The sequence below is a fragment of the Flavobacterium sp. JAS genome (genome assembly GCF_020991455.1).
GTDB lineage: Bacteria > Bacteroidota > Bacteroidia > Flavobacteriales > Flavobacteriaceae > Flavobacterium.
Map to the genome: position 1 here is coordinate 224,872 of NZ_JAJMOX010000012.1, position 16,615 is coordinate 241,486.

The 16,615-nt window shown below is 33.2% G+C and carries 13 protein-coding genes; 7 read left to right on the forward strand and 6 right to left on the reverse strand.

Annotated features, from left to right (window positions below):
• Positions 1-3: 3 nt before the first annotated feature.
• The 6 genes from LPB88_RS23820 to LPB88_RS19045 form a co-directional block, all read right to left on the reverse strand.
• On the reverse strand, positions 4-3,177 hold the full coding sequence (locus LPB88_RS23820) for a hypothetical protein (RefSeq protein WP_305070315.1): 3,174 nt from the start codon (positions 3,175-3,177) through the stop codon (positions 4-6).
• 467 nt (positions 3,178-3,644) lie between these two features.
• Positions 3,645-4,019: a YegP family protein gene (locus LPB88_RS19025; RefSeq protein ID WP_230717257.1), complete on the reverse strand. Its 375-nt coding sequence runs from the start codon at positions 4,017-4,019 to the stop codon at positions 3,645-3,647.
• A 55-nt stretch (positions 4,020-4,074) separates the two neighbouring features.
• Entirely contained in the window at positions 4,075-5,589 is a 1,515-nt protein-coding gene (locus tag LPB88_RS19030; RefSeq protein ID WP_230717258.1) for a PAS domain-containing protein, read from the reverse strand.
• Positions 5,590-5,636: 47 nt separating this feature from the next.
• Positions 5,637-6,074, reverse strand: a complete 438-nt coding sequence (locus LPB88_RS19035) for a hypothetical protein (RefSeq protein ID WP_230717259.1) — start codon at positions 6,072-6,074, stop codon at positions 5,637-5,639.
• 530 nt (positions 6,075-6,604) lie between these two features.
• The gene (locus LPB88_RS19040; protein ID WP_230717260.1) at positions 6,605-7,249 is read right to left on the reverse strand and encodes a response regulator transcription factor; all 645 of its coding nucleotides are present in this window, start codon (positions 7,247-7,249) and stop codon (positions 6,605-6,607) included.
• A gap of 78 nt (positions 7,250-7,327) precedes the next feature.
• Positions 7,328-9,061 carry a HAMP domain-containing sensor histidine kinase gene (locus LPB88_RS19045; protein WP_230717261.1) on the reverse strand — a complete coding sequence of 578 codons (1,734 nt, stop codon included), beginning with the start codon at positions 9,059-9,061 and terminating at the stop codon, positions 7,328-7,330.
• A 755-nt stretch (positions 9,062-9,816) separates the two neighbouring features.
• Between LPB88_RS19045 and LPB88_RS19050 the strand changes: the two genes are divergently transcribed.
• From LPB88_RS19050 to LPB88_RS19080, 7 genes are all read left to right on the forward strand, one after another.
• Positions 9,817-11,073: an OmpA family protein gene (locus LPB88_RS19050; protein ID WP_230717262.1), complete on the forward strand. Its 1,257-nt coding sequence runs from the start codon at positions 9,817-9,819 to the stop codon at positions 11,071-11,073.
• A 482-nt stretch (positions 11,074-11,555) separates the two neighbouring features.
• Positions 11,556-12,374, forward strand: coding sequence for an alpha/beta fold hydrolase (locus LPB88_RS19055; RefSeq protein ID WP_230717263.1), 819 nt, complete (start codon positions 11,556-11,558; stop codon positions 12,372-12,374).
• Between the two features lie 66 nt (positions 12,375-12,440).
• Positions 12,441-12,758, forward strand: a complete 318-nt coding sequence (locus LPB88_RS19060) for a phosphoribosylpyrophosphate synthetase (protein WP_230717264.1) — start codon at positions 12,441-12,443, stop codon at positions 12,756-12,758.
• 10 nt (positions 12,759-12,768) lie between these two features.
• Complete coding sequence (locus LPB88_RS19065) at positions 12,769-14,655, forward strand: amidohydrolase (protein ID WP_230717265.1); 1,887 nt, start codon at positions 12,769-12,771, stop codon at positions 14,653-14,655.
• A 204-nt stretch (positions 14,656-14,859) separates the two neighbouring features.
• Positions 14,860-15,288 carry a DoxX family protein gene (locus tag LPB88_RS19070; RefSeq protein ID WP_230717266.1) on the forward strand — a complete coding sequence of 143 codons (429 nt, stop codon included), beginning with the start codon at positions 14,860-14,862 and terminating at the stop codon, positions 15,286-15,288.
• A 32-nt stretch (positions 15,289-15,320) separates the two neighbouring features.
• Positions 15,321-15,986 carry a YoaK family protein gene (locus LPB88_RS19075; RefSeq protein ID WP_230717267.1) on the forward strand — a complete coding sequence of 222 codons (666 nt, stop codon included), beginning with the start codon at positions 15,321-15,323 and terminating at the stop codon, positions 15,984-15,986.
• Positions 15,987-16,088: 102 nt separating this feature from the next.
• Complete coding sequence (locus LPB88_RS19080) at positions 16,089-16,379, forward strand: GNAT family N-acetyltransferase (protein ID WP_230717268.1); 291 nt, start codon at positions 16,089-16,091, stop codon at positions 16,377-16,379.
• Positions 16,380-16,615 lie beyond the last annotated feature (236 nt).

Genomic DNA, 16,615 nt, shown 5'->3' on the forward strand with positions numbered 1-16,615 from the left:
GCATTAGTCTCTTACTTTAAATACAATATTCATAAAGGTAGCTTCAGTAGGTACGGCAGTAGATTTTACTGTATAAGAGATAATTCCTGATGCTGATACAGTAACCGTATTGAATACATTTGTATCAAAATAAGTCACGAAATAATCTAAATCTGCTGCAGCTAATACTGGTAATGATGAAGACGAATTACTTCGGGCTTGTCCCGCAGAAGCACTAAAGCCAAATTGTTGTGTATAAAAAGTATAAATATTTAATGTTTGCGTTCCGGATAATACTACTCCGGATGTACTATGTGTTGGCACAACAACTGATGGCGCATAGAAAAACTTAGGCATTGCTGCTTTAACCTGTTTCAAAACACCTGTTGAAGGATCAGCAACTACAATGCGATCTGCAGTTGATGTATAAGCACTACCATTAAAAATACTTGTATTATTTCCCGTTTGTAATCCCGTTACTGCCAATGTATTTGTAGCTGTAGTAGTAACTGTGGTTGGTTTAATTAATGTTCCTCCTAATTGTATATTGCCATTTGTGCTGGTTAAACCATTATCTGCTGTTATTGCACTTGTTATCGCAGGCGCTAAATCTAAAGCTGTACCTGAAATTCCATTTACAGTTGTTGTTAATTTAGTACCAGCTAATGTATTTGCAACTGTATTGACTGCAGGTGCTGTAACACTAACTCCGTTTACAATTGAAGTAATTGTGTTAACTGGATTCGATAAAGTATGTGTTGTTGCAGGTATTACAGCATTTACAACATAAGGACTTGCTACTGTACCAGAACCTGTTATTGAAATGTTATTCCCCGCAGTTGTTACACCACCCTGACCTGCCGGACCTTGAGGCCCAGTTAAACCAATTGGTCCCTGAGCACCTGTTGGACCTGTCAAACCAATCGGCCCTTGAGCACCTATATTTCCTGTTGCGCCTGTTAAACCAATTGGACCTTGTACCCCAGTATTTCCTTGAGGACCTGTTGGACCTGTTAAACCAGTTAGACCTTGAGCTCCAGTATTTCCTGTCGGACCTGTTGCGCCTGTCAAACCAATCGGACCTTGAGCCCCATTTCCTTGAGGACCTGTTGGACCTGTTAAACCAATTGGACCTTGTGCCCCAGTATTTCCTTGAGGACCTGTTGGACCTGTTAAACCAGTTGGGCCTTGAGCCCCAGTTTCACCTTTTACTCCTGCAATTCCTTGTGGTCCTGTTAAATCAGAAGTTGTGAAAGTTGATCCATCGGTGTAAACGATTGTGAAAGTTCCGTTGCCGTTATCAGTTGTGCTTGTAATTCCTTTTCCGTCAACTCCGTTGGTTCCATTTGTTCCGGCAATTCCTTGTGGTCCGGTTAAATCTGAAGTTGTGAAAGTTGATCCGTCAGTATAAACGATTGTGAAAGTTCCGTTGCCGTTATCAGTTGTACTTGTTATTCCTTTTCCGTCAACTCCGTTGGTTCCGTTAGTTCCTGCTAATCCAGTTTCTCCTTTTAAAGCTGCCAAATATTCTGTAACCGTAGCAGTTGTATTATTGGTAGTTTCTTTCCAGATTTCAAATGCTGATTTTCCATCAACTCCATTTGTTCCGGCAATTCCTTGCGGACCTGTTAAATCTGAAGTTGTGAAAGTTGATCCGTCAGTATAAACGATTGTGAAAGTTCCGTTGCCGTTGTCAGTTGTACTTGTTATTCCTTTTCCGTCAGTTCCATTGATTCCATTAGTTCCGTTTGTTCCTGCTGATCCAGTTTCTCCTTTTAAAGCAGCCAAATATTCTGTAACTGTAGCAGTTGTATTATTGGTAGTTTCTTTCCAGATTTCAAATGCTGATTTTCCATCAACTCCATTTGTTCCGTTAGTTCCCGCTAATCCAGTTTCTCCTTTTAAAGCTGCCAAGTATTCTGTAACCGTAGCAGTCGTATTATTGGTAGTTTCTTTCCAGATTTCAAATGCTGATTTTCCATCAACTCCATTTGTTCCGTTAGTTCCCACTAATCCAGTTTCTCCTTTTAAAGCTGCCAAGTATTCTGTAACCGTAGCAGTCGTATTATTGGTAGTTTCTTTCCAGATTTCAAATGCCGATTTTCCATCAACTCCATTTGTTCCTGCAATCCCCTGTGATCCAGTTAAATATGAAGTCGTGAAAGTTGATCCATCAGTGTAAACAATTGTGAAAGTTCCGTTGCCGTTATCAGTTGTGCTTGTAATTCCTTTTCCGTCGGCTCCATTAATTCCATTTGTACCGTTTGTTCCTACTGATCCAGTTTCTCCTTTTAAAGCAGCCAAATATTCTGTGACTGTAGCAGTTGTATTATTGGTAGTTTCTTTCCAGATTTCAAATGCTGATTTTCCATCAACTCCATTTGTTCCGTTAGTTCCCGCTAATCCAGTTTCTCCTTTTAAAGCTGTCAAGTATTCTGTAACCGTAGCAGTCGTATTATTGGTAGTTTCTTTCCAGATTTCAAATGCTGATTCCCCATCAACTCCATTTGTTCCGTTTGTTCCATTTGTTCCTGCAATTCCTTGTGGACCTGTTAAATTAGAAGTTGTGAAAGTTGATCCGTCAGTATAAACGATTGTGAAAGTTCCGTTGCCATTATCAGTTGTGCTTGTTATTCCTTTTCCGTCAACTCCGTTAGTTCCGTTAATTCCATTTATTCCTGCCAATCCAGTTTCTCCTTTTAAAGCTGCCAAATATTCTGTAATTGTAGCAGTCGTATTATTAGTAGTTTCTTTCCAAATTTCAAATGCTGATTTTCCATCAACTCCAGCAATTCCTCGCGGACCTTGTAAACCTGATGCCAAATTAATGGTTACTGGTATCCCTTTTTCATTTGTATATGTAATTGTACCGTTGTTATTATCTACTAAAGATGTAATTGTTTCTGTTCCGGCCGCACCCATTCGATGCCATTTATCTTCATACCAGTAATAGTATCCAGGAGTAATATCATTAATTGTTTTTGTATTAAAAACCAAAAGACTATTTACATTTCCCCCGCTAATAGTTACTTTATCTACAGTACTAGTTAAAGAAACCCTTGGTATAAGTACACCTTTATTAGTAGCCGAAACATCAAGCTGACTTGATGCATTTGGCAATGATGTTCCCACACCTACCTGCGCATGACCCCAAAAAACAAATCCTATTAAAAGGAACAATAAGTAATATTTTTTCATAAAAAAGTTTTAAAAATTTTAATAACGATTAATTCAATTTTGAAAATTTTGGAAAGCAATTCTTTTTTCAACTCTTCAAAACATTATCAGCTAAGTTTTTTTTAAAATTTGGGAATCCTTAAAAAAGCATTTTAACTCTTAATCGATTCCGCAAATGTAAACCGCTAAAAACCAAAAGAATGTAGAACACCAAACGGTCAGTTGTAGAACCTTTTCTACAAAATAGCTTTCTTAAAAAAGAGATTCTTTTAAATACAAAAAATCAATATTGTTTTAAACAAAACTTTCGCTCTTTTAAAACAATATTGATTTAAGCCCCCTTTTATTTTCTAAAAGCAGATTCTAAAAAGTCATTAATTTTTTTTCAGGTATTCCTTAATATGCTAAGGAAAAAAGATTGACAGCACTTTTAAATGGACTGTCATAAAAACAAATAATCAGCCTTATTTAGGTTATAAGGTTATTTTTTAAACAGCCACATCATATGAGACACATATCATCTTAATTGATTGTCTGGACCTGTCTTCAATTAAAGCATCCGGAGCTTTCTTTTTTAAGGATTCTATTCCTTTATCGCGCGAAAATCTATCTTTAAACATTTTACTAACTCCAATAATTTTTCCGTTGAAAGCTTTTAAATTAAAATAGGTTTCGTTGTTTAAAGAGGTCTTTCGAAAGAATTTAATATTATCCTGCGAATTGCGCTTTACCGATTCAATTCCTTTTAAGCACATTAATTTTCTTGTATATCCGCCACTGCTTAAAACTACTTTTCCTTTTTTGTCTATAAAATCAAATTGAAACTCTCCATTTGTGTTTTTACTAATTACAAATTTTTCCATTTTAAAATTAATTTATTGTGTAAGTTGATATTAAATTTAGGTCGTGATAGCCATACTAATCATTAAAAATGATCTTAAACATTGTCCCTTTTCCTACCTGGCTCTCAACAGTTACCGTTCCGTTCATCGATTCTATTTGGTTTTTTGTTATGTACAAACCAATTCCGTTTGCTTCTTCATGTTTATGAAATGTCTTGTACATCCCAAATAACAAATGCCCATATTTTTCAAGATCAATCCCTAAACCATTATCTTTTACGGTCAATACTTTTTTTCCTTTTTCCAGAAAAAAATTAAACTCAATTATTAAAAACTTCTTGGGATTGGCATATTTAATTGCGTTTGTGCACAAATTTTGCAGGACACTTTCAAGATATGCGGGATTAAAATTGATAGCTGCCTCTTTCGGAATATTATTAATAATAGTGGCATTATTTCTATGACTATATGCGCTTACTATATTAAGAACTCTGGTTAGATATTCGTTTAAATTCAAAGGTTCAACTTTAATACCAGCATCATTTTCGATATTAACTATTTGCGATAAATCTTCAATTGTTTTATTTAAATCATTCGAAACAGTGCGCAGATATTTCATTGTTTCTCGTTTTTCAGCAAAATTCTCTTCTAAATCAATCATGTCCAGAAGGAGTTTAAAATTCCCTGCATGCGAGTTTAAATTATGAGAAACGATGTGAGAAAAATTTAACAGTCTGTTATTTTTTTCGTTATAAAACTCCATCTTTTTCATGAGTTCCAACTCTTTTTCTTTTTGAGATGAAACATCAGTATGGGTTCCAATTACCTTTAATGCTTTTCCATTTGCATCGCGCTCTATTACTTTTCCGCGATTAAGAATCCATTTGTATTTATGGTTTGATGTTAAGACACGATGAAAGTTTTCATAAAAAGAAGTTTTATTTTCAAAATGATCATCGAGAGCTTTATGATATTTTTCCAAATCATCCGGATGCATAATTTCTTTCCAGTGTTCTGGGGATTTAAAGACATGAGAACTCTCCTGTTCTAGTATTTTTAAAGATTGCGGTGAATAATAAGCCGTATTTGCTTCCAAATTCCAATCCCAAGCTCCAGAATTTGAAGTTTCCAAAGCAAACTTAAAACGCTCTTCTGCGATTTTAAGTTTTAATTCCTGAGTTTTTAAATCTGATATATCCGTTATTCTTCCGTAGAGTGAAGTACTTCCGTCGTTGTTTATTTCTCTTTTTGATGTAACCTTAAACCAACATAATCCCTTCTCAGGCAAGTGTGCTTTGAAAATTACATTCCACTTTTTACCTTTTTTAATTGAATCAATTATAGACTCTTTAACTACTTTTTTATCATCCTGATCAATACGATCGTAAACAGAAAGTATGGTATTGGTAAACATTTCATCAGATAAAACCTCGAACATTTCAAAGGCCGCATCATTTATAAAAGGCACGTCATAATCATTATTTGTTGAAATGGTAAATACAAAAAGGGCATCCTGAATTTCATCAAATAATTTAGATTTTAATATAGTCGTGGTTTTGTTTTTCTTGGTTTTATAAAAATCGAAATCCATATTTTTAATTTTAATAGCGTTCCTATTTTTTTTTGATATATGACTCATCAAAATCTGACCATTATATTTTTATAATCTATAGCATTACTACTTTGAATATTAAGTATTGTCTCTTGAAAATAAGAGTTTAACTGAATTAATATCTCTGACCTGATTTTAGAAGTGTCTAATAAAAAAACATCTTCTAAATCGTTTAAAATTTCTAATATTCTTTTATTGAAAGTACAAACCACAAGAGGGATTCCTTTTCCGTATACCTTCAAAAAATCAAGCAAATCTTCTTCAGTATAAATCACAAATACGATTACCGAATAAACATTTAATTCAACATTTAAGGATCTGAATTTTCTACATACATCAAAGGACAACACTTGCTGAAATTTGTATTTTAGATATTTTGAAAAGCATTTTTGATTGCCGTATATAAGTGCCCGTTTTTTCATCTTCTTTTCTTTATATTTTTCAATCAGTTTTTTAAAATCCATTATTTCAACATATAACAGAAAAATAAAAAGGAGAGATTCCACAGCGCTTTAAAAAGCTAGTAATAACGAATCCCCAATTTCACACATTCTCTCTCCTCTTTAACTTTTTGCCGAATCAAATTCTTTATTGTATATAACTAACAAATTTGCTGATCAGGCGGCTCAAAATCCAAAAACTAAATGCTCCCCATTGCATCAAAATCCAAAAAACAAAACAAAGCCGCCTGAGGCAAAAAAACTTTTCAAACAACTAAATCAGAAAAATGATTCTTTTAAAAAAGCTTAATAAATTTAGATTTTCATAATATCTATATTAACTTTAGCTTGCTGTCATTACAAAAGTACTCCCAATGAAACCAACGCTTTATAGAATAAAAGACCACTTGCTGTAGAATTATTTCTACAGAGAATCTAAACCAAATCTGTTGAGTTGATTCCAAAAAAAAACAGGGATTTATAAATCCCTGTTTTCTAATATAAAAAGTAAGTGTTCTGATGTATTTTAAAGTAACATCCAGATTTAAACTAAATTATTCATCGTAATAAAGCTGAAAAAATTTAATTAAATCTGCCAAATTATCAATTTCTAATTTTTCAAAAATCCTGTTTTTATAAGTACTGATTGTGGTTTTCTTTAAGTTTAAAAGCTCCAGAATTTCGAGATTTCCATATCCTTTAATCAATAACTGCGCTACCTCAATTTCTCTATTTGATAATAGGTCCAACGGATTGGTAGGTTTTTTTGAAATATAAGAATCCAGAATCCTGTCTTTAACATTCTGTGTTATATATTTTCCGGATGAAATCATCGAATTAATCGCTTTTTTCATTTCATCTTCTGTAGTTTCTTTATTTAAATAACCGGATGCCCCAGCATTCAAATATCTCATGGCATAGATATTTTCATCATAAGCTGAAAATATCAAAATTTTAAGATCGGGCTGAATTGCTTTAATTTCAGCCAAAACATTTATACTGTTTCCGTCTGGAAAATTTACATCTAAAATTAATAAATCAAATTTAACTTCTTTTAATATTTTAAAAGTGTCTTTAAAATTTCCAGCCATATGAATACCCGCATTCAAAAACAGTTCTTTTATAATTAAAGAAACCCCTTGTCGAACCACACTATGGTCGTCAACAATTAAAAAACTATAGCTATTTGATGACTTCATTCGTATTTAAATAAATTAAAATTGTTTCTGAATTTGTTATTTAACTTATTTCCCTTTTTTTTGGAATTCTATTGCATTTTAAGCCTGGTTTAAAATCAAATTAAAAGCAACCTTTGTGCCATTTCCTTCCTTACTTTCCACATTAATCTGGCCACCAAACAACTCCACGATTTCCTTACAAAGATTTAATCCCAAACCAACGCCAAGATCATTTACTTTTCCTGAAACTTCTCCCTGGTAATACAGCTCAAATATATTTTTTAAATCATTCTTCGAAATTCCAATTCCGTTATCCTGAATTTCTACTTTTAAATTTAATTGACGTTTTCCTGTTTTTTCATGACTAATAGAGAGCGATATAAGTCCGTCTTTAGTAAATTTATTAGCATTCCCGATAATGTTATAAAAAAGCTGATGAATTTTTGCAGCATCAGAATTCACTTCAATATCATCAAGTAAAGTAGAATTAATTTTTATCTTATTCCCTTTGCTTTCTACCAGTGAACCCATTGAAGAAACGATCTGATTTATTTCGCTTTTTAATTCAAATTGCTTGTTTTCTAATTTTGGTGAACGGTTTTCATCTTTAGAATATTCTAAAATTTGGCTCGACAAAAGCAACAGCGAATTTGTTGTAAACTGAATGGATTTAAACGTTTCTTTTATTTCCAGATCTTTTATAGATGAGCTTATCATTTTACTATAAATCGAAATGATACTCAAGGGCGATCTAATTTCATGACTTATCATACCCATAATTCTATTTTTGAAATTCAGACTTTGTCTAATCTGATTTTGTGCAACAACCAATCTTTTTTCATATTGAAAAGCCATTCTTGTGAAACTAAAAATTATGATTGAGATAATAAACATCAATATAATTAGTATGGCAATGGTATATTTTTTTGTTGCTTTACTTGTATTATATCTATCCTGCAACTGTGCCTGAGTATTATCCTGAAGCGTATTCAACGATTTATTATAATTGGGTATAATCGACGCCTCTAAATTTAGCAACTTGTTGTTAAGCTCTGTTAATTTTAAATCTTGCTCTCTTAAACTTGAAAATGATTTTTTTAATGTTTTAAACTGATTTTCGTAGAATTTATTGGTTGTATTAAACACATTTGCAATCTGATCTTCAATACTTCCGGAAACTATTTTATCATTATATTTCATTGTAACAGTAATATGTAACTGCTCTTTTTGAACATTCATTTTTCCTGCCAATGCATCTCCTAATCTCGAAAACAATCCTTTTTTGGATACACTATCTACTTTTATATAAGAATCTGTTTTTATGCTATCTAAAATCTTCTTGTATTCAAATTTATTAAGTCGAAATTCTTTTGAAGCATCATTCTTATCCGGATTAATTTGCTTCTCGATAATAGAATCTATTTCAGATTTTAATGCCAAAATATTTGATTCTGATTCATACTTCTCTTTCAGAATTTTTACAAACTCCTTATTATCCTTCGTAATTAAACTTAAACTATCTATTAAATGACTTATTTCACTTAAGGAAGCATTATACTTATTTAACGAAGCCTGGTCTTTATTGCTTACATAAGTATTAAAATTTTTCTGAGACTCAATAAACGAATTATTTATTTTTCCCGTAAAGTTTGAGATTTTATTCAATGAATTCATCGAATCCAAAGCCTTAGACATTTCAGTTTCATTTACCGAATCATTGTACCAAATAATTACTGCAATTATCTGCAATACAATAACACATACCAATAAACTGTAATGAATTATTTTGCGCTGCTTGAATTTTAGTTTAAAAAAACTAAATGTCTTATTCATAAAATGTTTTCTAATCAAAATTTTATATTTTAAAATGATAAAAAAATAATGAGTTAAGAAAAAATAATCAACCCATTAAATTGATTTAAATAGGTATTATGTAGCCGTGTCCTAAAGATGTACTACACTTAAATAAATATCATTTTGAGATATTAAATTAGAATTATCTAATTACAATCTTAAGACGAAAGAGTTTTTATTGTTTTTAGAGACGAATGCAGCTTAAAGAAAAAAATAAAGCTAAATTCCGGTAAAATCAACATTAACTAGATCGACAACAAATATTTAAAAGAGATTTGGGGAGTCTTTTATTGAATAAATATGCCTAAAACAATTTACATATTTTAATTTATATTTCGAATATATTTTTAATTTTATTTTTTAACGAACCGCGAAAATACTCTCCATAATTAATATTCCGTGTAGAACAATCTAAAAAAACGTGTAGAACTTGTTCTACATGTTTTCCCCTTCTGAGAAATACGTCTTTCCTAATATCGTTTTCACTCGTACTTTTTTACAATTGAATTGCAAAAATGAGCTTTTATTTTAAAATATATCAACAAATTGAGTAATATAAAAATTTAACATTTTTTAAAATCAATTTATAATTCATTAATTAACAATATTTTACTTCTCAATTTTAGCATTTATCACCTTCAATTTACAAGCTAAATTTCCTTTATAAATTACTGCCCATTTTTTTGACGAATCATTGTCTTTTAGTTTTGCCAAAAATTTTAAAATTAAAAAAAATGAAAAGATTCATAATTACATTGGCTTTTGCTTCAGCATTAACAACTGTAAATGCACAGGTAAAAAATGAAAAAAACACAAAAACTGAATATAACAAATGGTCTATTGAATTAGGCGGTGGTGTAAACAAACCACAACGACCAATGACTTCTGGTTATTTTACATCAACACCAAGTCCATACGTTGTAGATTTAGGAGCCAGATATATGTTTAACAACAAATTTGGTTTGAAAGCCGACTTTGGTTACAATAGTTTTACCGGAAAAAATAATTCTATAGATTTTGATACAAAATATTACAGAGCAGATATTCAGGCTGTGGCAAATTTAGGGCGCATCATGAATTTTGAAACCTGGACAAATACTATTGGTATTTTAGGTCATGCCGGTTTTGGATTAGCACAATTAGAAGACGAAAATTCGGCTGTAAAAGACAGAATGGGGAATTTTATTGCTGGTATAACCGGACAGATTAAATTAACAAACCGAATTGTTTTAACTGGAGATTTTACAACTATTTTAAATGCAAAGCAAGATCATAATTTTGATGCTGCAAGTGTTAATAACGGCAGAGGTTTCTCTGGAATTCTTTTTAACGGAACAGTTGGTTTAACAGTTTACTTAGGTAAAAATGAAAAACATGCTGACTGGGTTATCGATAACGGAAATGAAATTGATGATTTGAAAAAAAGAATTGATGATATCGAAACTTCAATGTTAGATACTGATAAAGATGGTGTTGCCGATTATTTAGACGAGGAGCCAAATACAGTTTCTGGGGTAATGGTTAATACAAAAGGAAAAGCTATTGATTTAAACAACAATAATGTTCCTGATGAATTAGAAAGTTATTTAGTAAAAACTTACGGAAGCAATACTGATAAATCTCCAATTGTTGGAAACAATGAGTTGATTAAAAATTTAATTAACGGTGGTTATGTTTGTACTTATTTTGACTTTGGAAAATCTACTCCAACGAATGTTTCTACTGAAGGAATCGATTTTATTTTAAATTATTTAAGAAATAATCCTACTGCTACTGTTGATATTATTGGTCATGCAGACGAAATAGGAAAATCTGCTTACAATGATAAATTAGCTGCTTCAAGAGCAAACAGCGTTAAAGATGTTTTGGTAAAAGCAAAAGTTAATCCATCACGTTTAAATATTGTTGCAGCCGGAGAAGATACTTCTGTTGAAAAAGATTCAGATGCTGCAAGAAAATTAGTTAGAAAAGTAACTTTCAGAGTTAAATAAGACATTTAGGATAAAAAAAGCGAATAGTTACTATCTCCGCCAATAGAAGTTTCAAAAGAAACTTTAAACATAAAAAGCCTTTAAACATTGCTGTTTAAAGGCTTTTTCTTTTTGGTAAACCTTTCAAAAAGTACATACTTTGAAATCAGGTGCAAAAGTTGGAGACTAAGCAAAATATTGAATAATCTGATTATGCAAATTCAATTCAAAATTGAACAGTCAATTTTATAAAATATCTCTAGAAATGAATAATACATCCATAAAATTACGAAATATCGCAAGCTAAAATTATAACTTTACAATATAAACCACTGATTTAATTAAACTTACAATTAAAGGCATCTTATTTGCTTATTTGTTTGGTATCCACTAAATAAATAAAAATAGGTGATTAAGTTTTTTCTTAATCTAGATTAATCGACAAACTTTTGTATCCTCAGTAAGTTTGTAAAAGAAATTTATTAATCTAAAACCAAAAAAAGATGAGCACATTTACAGTAAAAGACGGAACAGAGATTTATTACAAAGATTGGGGAAATGGTCAGCCAATAGTTTTTCACCACGGATGGCCTTTATCAAGCGATGACTGGGATGCACAAATGATGTTTTTCCTTAAACAAGGTTATCGCGTTATTGCACACGATCGCCGTGGACATGGCCGTTCTGGTCAAAGTTCTGAAGGAAACAATATGGAAACTTATGCATCAGACATCGCTGAATTAACAGCTGCACTTGATTTAAAAGATGCCATTCACGTAGGTCACTCAACTGGCGGTGGAGAAGTTATACGCTACGCTGCAAAATACGGAAAATTACGTGTTGCAAAAGCAGTAATAATTAGTGCGGTAACACCAATAATGATTCAAAACGAAGCAAATCCTGAAGGGGTGCCGTTATCTATTTTTGATGAAATAAGACAAGGCACCGGATTTAACAGAGCACAATATTTTTATGATTTTCCTATTCCATTCTACGGATGGAACCGTGAAGGACAAACCATTCAGGAAGGAATTAAACACAATTGGTGGCGTCAGGGAATGATGGGTTCAGTTCTGGCACATTATGAAGGAATAAAAGCTTTCTCTGAAACCGATTTTACAGAAGATCTTAAGAGTTTAGATATTCCCGTTTTGGTTCTTCATGGAGAAGATGATCAGATTGTACCCTACAATCAGGCACCTAAAGCGGCAGCGCTTTTGAAAAACGGAAAACTAATTTCGTATCCTGGATTTCCTCACGGTATGCCAACAACAGAAGCAGAAACAATCAATAACGATATTCTGGCTTTTATTAAATCATAAGTATGTTATATAAAATTAACCAAGACTGCCTCTAATTTATTTATAGGCAGTTAATACCACCAAATTATGAACTCATTTCAACAACCCTCTTTTGATACGGTTACCGAAGCTTTACAATGGCTGAATCAGCAAGGTTTTACAGAAAATTTTAATCTTGACGAAAACTGTATCCGTTACAATAATAACAAACAAACTATGTCTCCTGACGAATTCAAAATTGAATATATATTTCGTTTTGAAGGAGATACAGATCCAGGCGATGAAGATATTGTGTACGGAATTATATCTGAAATTTACAATATAAAAGGAGTTTTAACCAGTGCTTTTGGCATCTATGCAGATTCAGTTTCTGCCGAAATGATCAAAAAACTTTCCACCCACTAAAACTAATTTTATGAAAGCAGATCTAATTTTATTCAACGGTAAAATTCATAGTTTCAATGCCGAAACTCCAAATATTACAGCGGTAGCAATCAAAGACGGAAAATTTATTGCTGTTGGAAATGATAGCAATGTAATGGAATTTGCATCTGAAGAAACGAAAATAATCGACCTTCAAAATAAAAGAGTCGTTCCTGGAATTAACGATTCGCACATTCATCTTATCCGAGGCGGTTTAAATTATAATTTAGAATTGCGCTGGGATGGCGTTCCTTCTTTGTCCGATGCACTTAGAATGCTGAAAGAACAAGTCGATCGCACGCCAAATCCGCAATGGGTTCGTGTTGTGGGCGGTTGGTCTGAGTTTCAATTTGCTGAACGCAGAATGCCAACTCTCGAAGAAATCAATGCGATTGCACCGGAAACTCCTGTTTTTATTCTGCATTTATATGACAGAGCGATTATGAACAGAGCGGCACTAAAAGCAGTTGGTTATACTAAAAATACACCGGCGCCTCCGGGAGGACAAATTGAACGAGATTCTAAAGGAGAACCAACCGGACTTATTATTGCGACTCCAAACGCGATGATTTTGTATTCGACTTTAGCAAAAGGGCCGACACTTTCTTATGAACATCAGATCAATTCGACACGTCATTTTATGAAAGAACTGAATCGTTTTGGAATCACAAGTGTTATTGATGCCGGAGGTGGATTTCAGAATTTTCCGGACGATTATAAAGTCGTGAATGAATTAAATGAGAAGAAACAATTAACGGTTAGAATTGCCTACAATCTTTTTACCCAAAAACCAAAACACGAATTTGAAGATTTTGAAGATTGGATTGATACCGTAAAATTATATCAGGGAGACGATATGTATCGCCACAATGGTGCGGGCGAAATGTTAGTTTTTTCTGCTGCCGATTTTGAAGATTTCCTGCAGCCAAGACCTGATCTTCCAGAAAATATGGAAGCAGAATTGGAAAAAGTAGTTCGCCTTTTAGTAGAAAACCGTTGGCCATTTAGACTTCACGCAACGTATAACGAAAGTATTACAAGATTCTTAAATGTATTTGAAAAGATAAATCAGGAAATTCCTTTTAATGGATTGCCTTGGATATTTGATCACGCCGAAACAATTGACGAACGTAATATTGAGCGTGTCAAAAATTTAGGAGGCGGAATCGCAGTTCAAAGCAGAATGGCGTATCAGGGTGAATATTTCACAGACCGATACGGCGCAAAAGCAGCCGAAAATACGCCGCCAATTAAAAAAATGCTGGAAATGGAAGTTCCTGTTGGTGGAGGTTCTGACGCAACAAGAGTAAGTAGTTACAATCCGTGGGTTTCAATGTATTGGATGACGGCTGGAAAAACAGTTGGAGGTTTACAATTGTACAATGAAAGCAGATTAAGCAGAGAAACAGCTTTAGAATTATACACGAGAGGAAGTGCTTGGTTCTCGCAGGAACAAGCTAAAAAAGGAGATATTAGAACCGGAATGTTCGCTGATTTAGTGGTTTTGGATAGTGATTATTTTACTATTGATGATGAAGACATTAAAAAAATCGAAGCTGATTTGACTATTGTAGACGGAAAAATCGTGTATGCAAATGGAGATTTCTCTTCTTTTTCGCCGCCTCATATTCCGATTTTACCGGACTGGTCACCAACCAATATTTATAACGGTTATCCAAGTAAAAGTAACTTACAGAGCGCTATCGAAAAGAACGCAAAAACAACTGCTAAACCAAGTTTAACTTCGCAAATACACAGTTGTTCCGGAAGTTGTGATGTTCACGCTCACAGCCACGATATTGCCAGAATGAGCAATGTGCCGGTAAATAATTATAACGCATTTTGGGGAGCGCTTGGGTGTTCTTGCTTTGCATTTTAAACGTAACATATTGTGAATTAATAAAAATATTTTCAACACATAGAAACATAGCTTTTAGGTGTAAAAAAGAATAATAAAAAGAAATCTATTTCTTTCACATAGCTAACTATGTGTGTTTTAAATAAGTGAAACGCCTTTTTTGAGAATGCAAAATCTATTTTTCTATGTGTTAAAAATGCCCCAACGGGTTAAACTTAAAATAAAATGACCGAAATTATAAAACAAATCCTTTATTCAGATTTAGGAACATCTTTTAATAATGCTGCAATTTTAGTTTTTAGAATATTATTGGCAGTAGAGCTTTTTAGAGTTCATGGAATGAAGAAATTCAGAGTTGAAAACGGACAAAAAGAACATGTCCCAAATCCGCTGCATTTACCAGAAAAACTAAACGGGTTAGTTGCCACTTTTTCTGATACTGTAGTTCCGTTTCTGATTATTATGGGCATCGGAACCCGACTTGCCGTTCTTCCAACCATTGGCGTGACAGCCGTAGGATATTTTGTAGTGCATAGAAAAGATTCGCTCGAAGTACGCGATGTTCCTTACATGTACACTTTATCCTTACTATTAATTCTTGCGCTTGGAGCAGGAAAATATTCACTGGATTATTATTTACTAAACCAAATCTAAAAATGCTTCGCGTTAACCTGAACTAAAAAACTATGGAAATTCAAAAAAACATTTGGTACGTTACCCTGCTTCTCACCATGATTGCCGGGTATTGTGATACCGTAACTTTTGTCGCTGCTGATTCGATATTTTCGGCGCACGTTACAGGTAACTTTATTGTCTTCGCTTATCAAATCATCAAAGGTTCAGATTTGCATGCCTGGGTAAAACTACTCACCTTCCCTGTTTTTATTTTAGCCGTAATTGTTGGAGGAAGAATTGCATTAGAAGCAACAAATCGGTACTCTATTTTATTTTGGGAAGGCATTATACTAGTTTTAAGCGGTATTGCCTGTTATGTTTTTGGTTATTTAGGAATTGTTTCACAATGGACGATATACACTATTGCAATGACAACTGTATTTGCAATGGGACTTCAGAATGCTTTTGGAAAATTGTACGCTAAAGAAACCCACGGTCCAACAACCATGATGACAGGAAATGTAACACAGGCTTCTCTTGATTTAGGAAATCTATTAAAAAACGGCTTAAAAGACACCGAAGTTCTACTAAGTTTCAAAAAACAATTAGTGACCATAATCGGGTTTCTTGTGGGTTGCTTTTTAGGAGCCGTTGCCGGAAAGTTTTTTGGATTAGGAACTTTGATTTTCCCTGGAGTTGCTATGATAATTTGCTATCTCTATCACCGCGAAAACTAAGTAAACACAATTTTAAAATTGCGGATTTCTGATAATATAGTATCTTTAAATAAAGAAGATTCGTTCTCTTTTATCTACTAAAAAACAATAATAAAAAAATATATGGAAACTATAAAACTGGAATTAAACGAAAAAAAACATGGCGCTTTTAATCTTTATGTTGATGATAAAAAATTAGGCGAAATGACCGTAAGCATCAAAGACGATTTACTAACCGTTTACCATACAGGAGTTGAACCAGAAGCCGAAGGAAAAGGTTACGCCAAAAAACTTCTGGACGAAATGACATCGTATGTACGTGCCAACAATATGATGGTTTTACCACTTTGTCCATACGTACACGCACAATTCAAAAGACATCCGGACGAATATCAGGATATCTGGAAAAAATAATTAAATCTTGACAATATGTAAAGTATATCACCAAAGTTTGTCATTTCGACGGAGGAGAAATCACACTAGAAACTCCGCAATCAAAATCGCCAATCTTTGTCGAATCCCGCGTGTGATTTCTCCCTCTGGTCGAAATGACAAACCGAACGAAAATACTCTTATGGAAATGATTGCCATAGCCCCGATAGTAGTGAAAATCCTTTTGTGGTGGGGGGGGGGGGGGGGGGGGGGGGGGC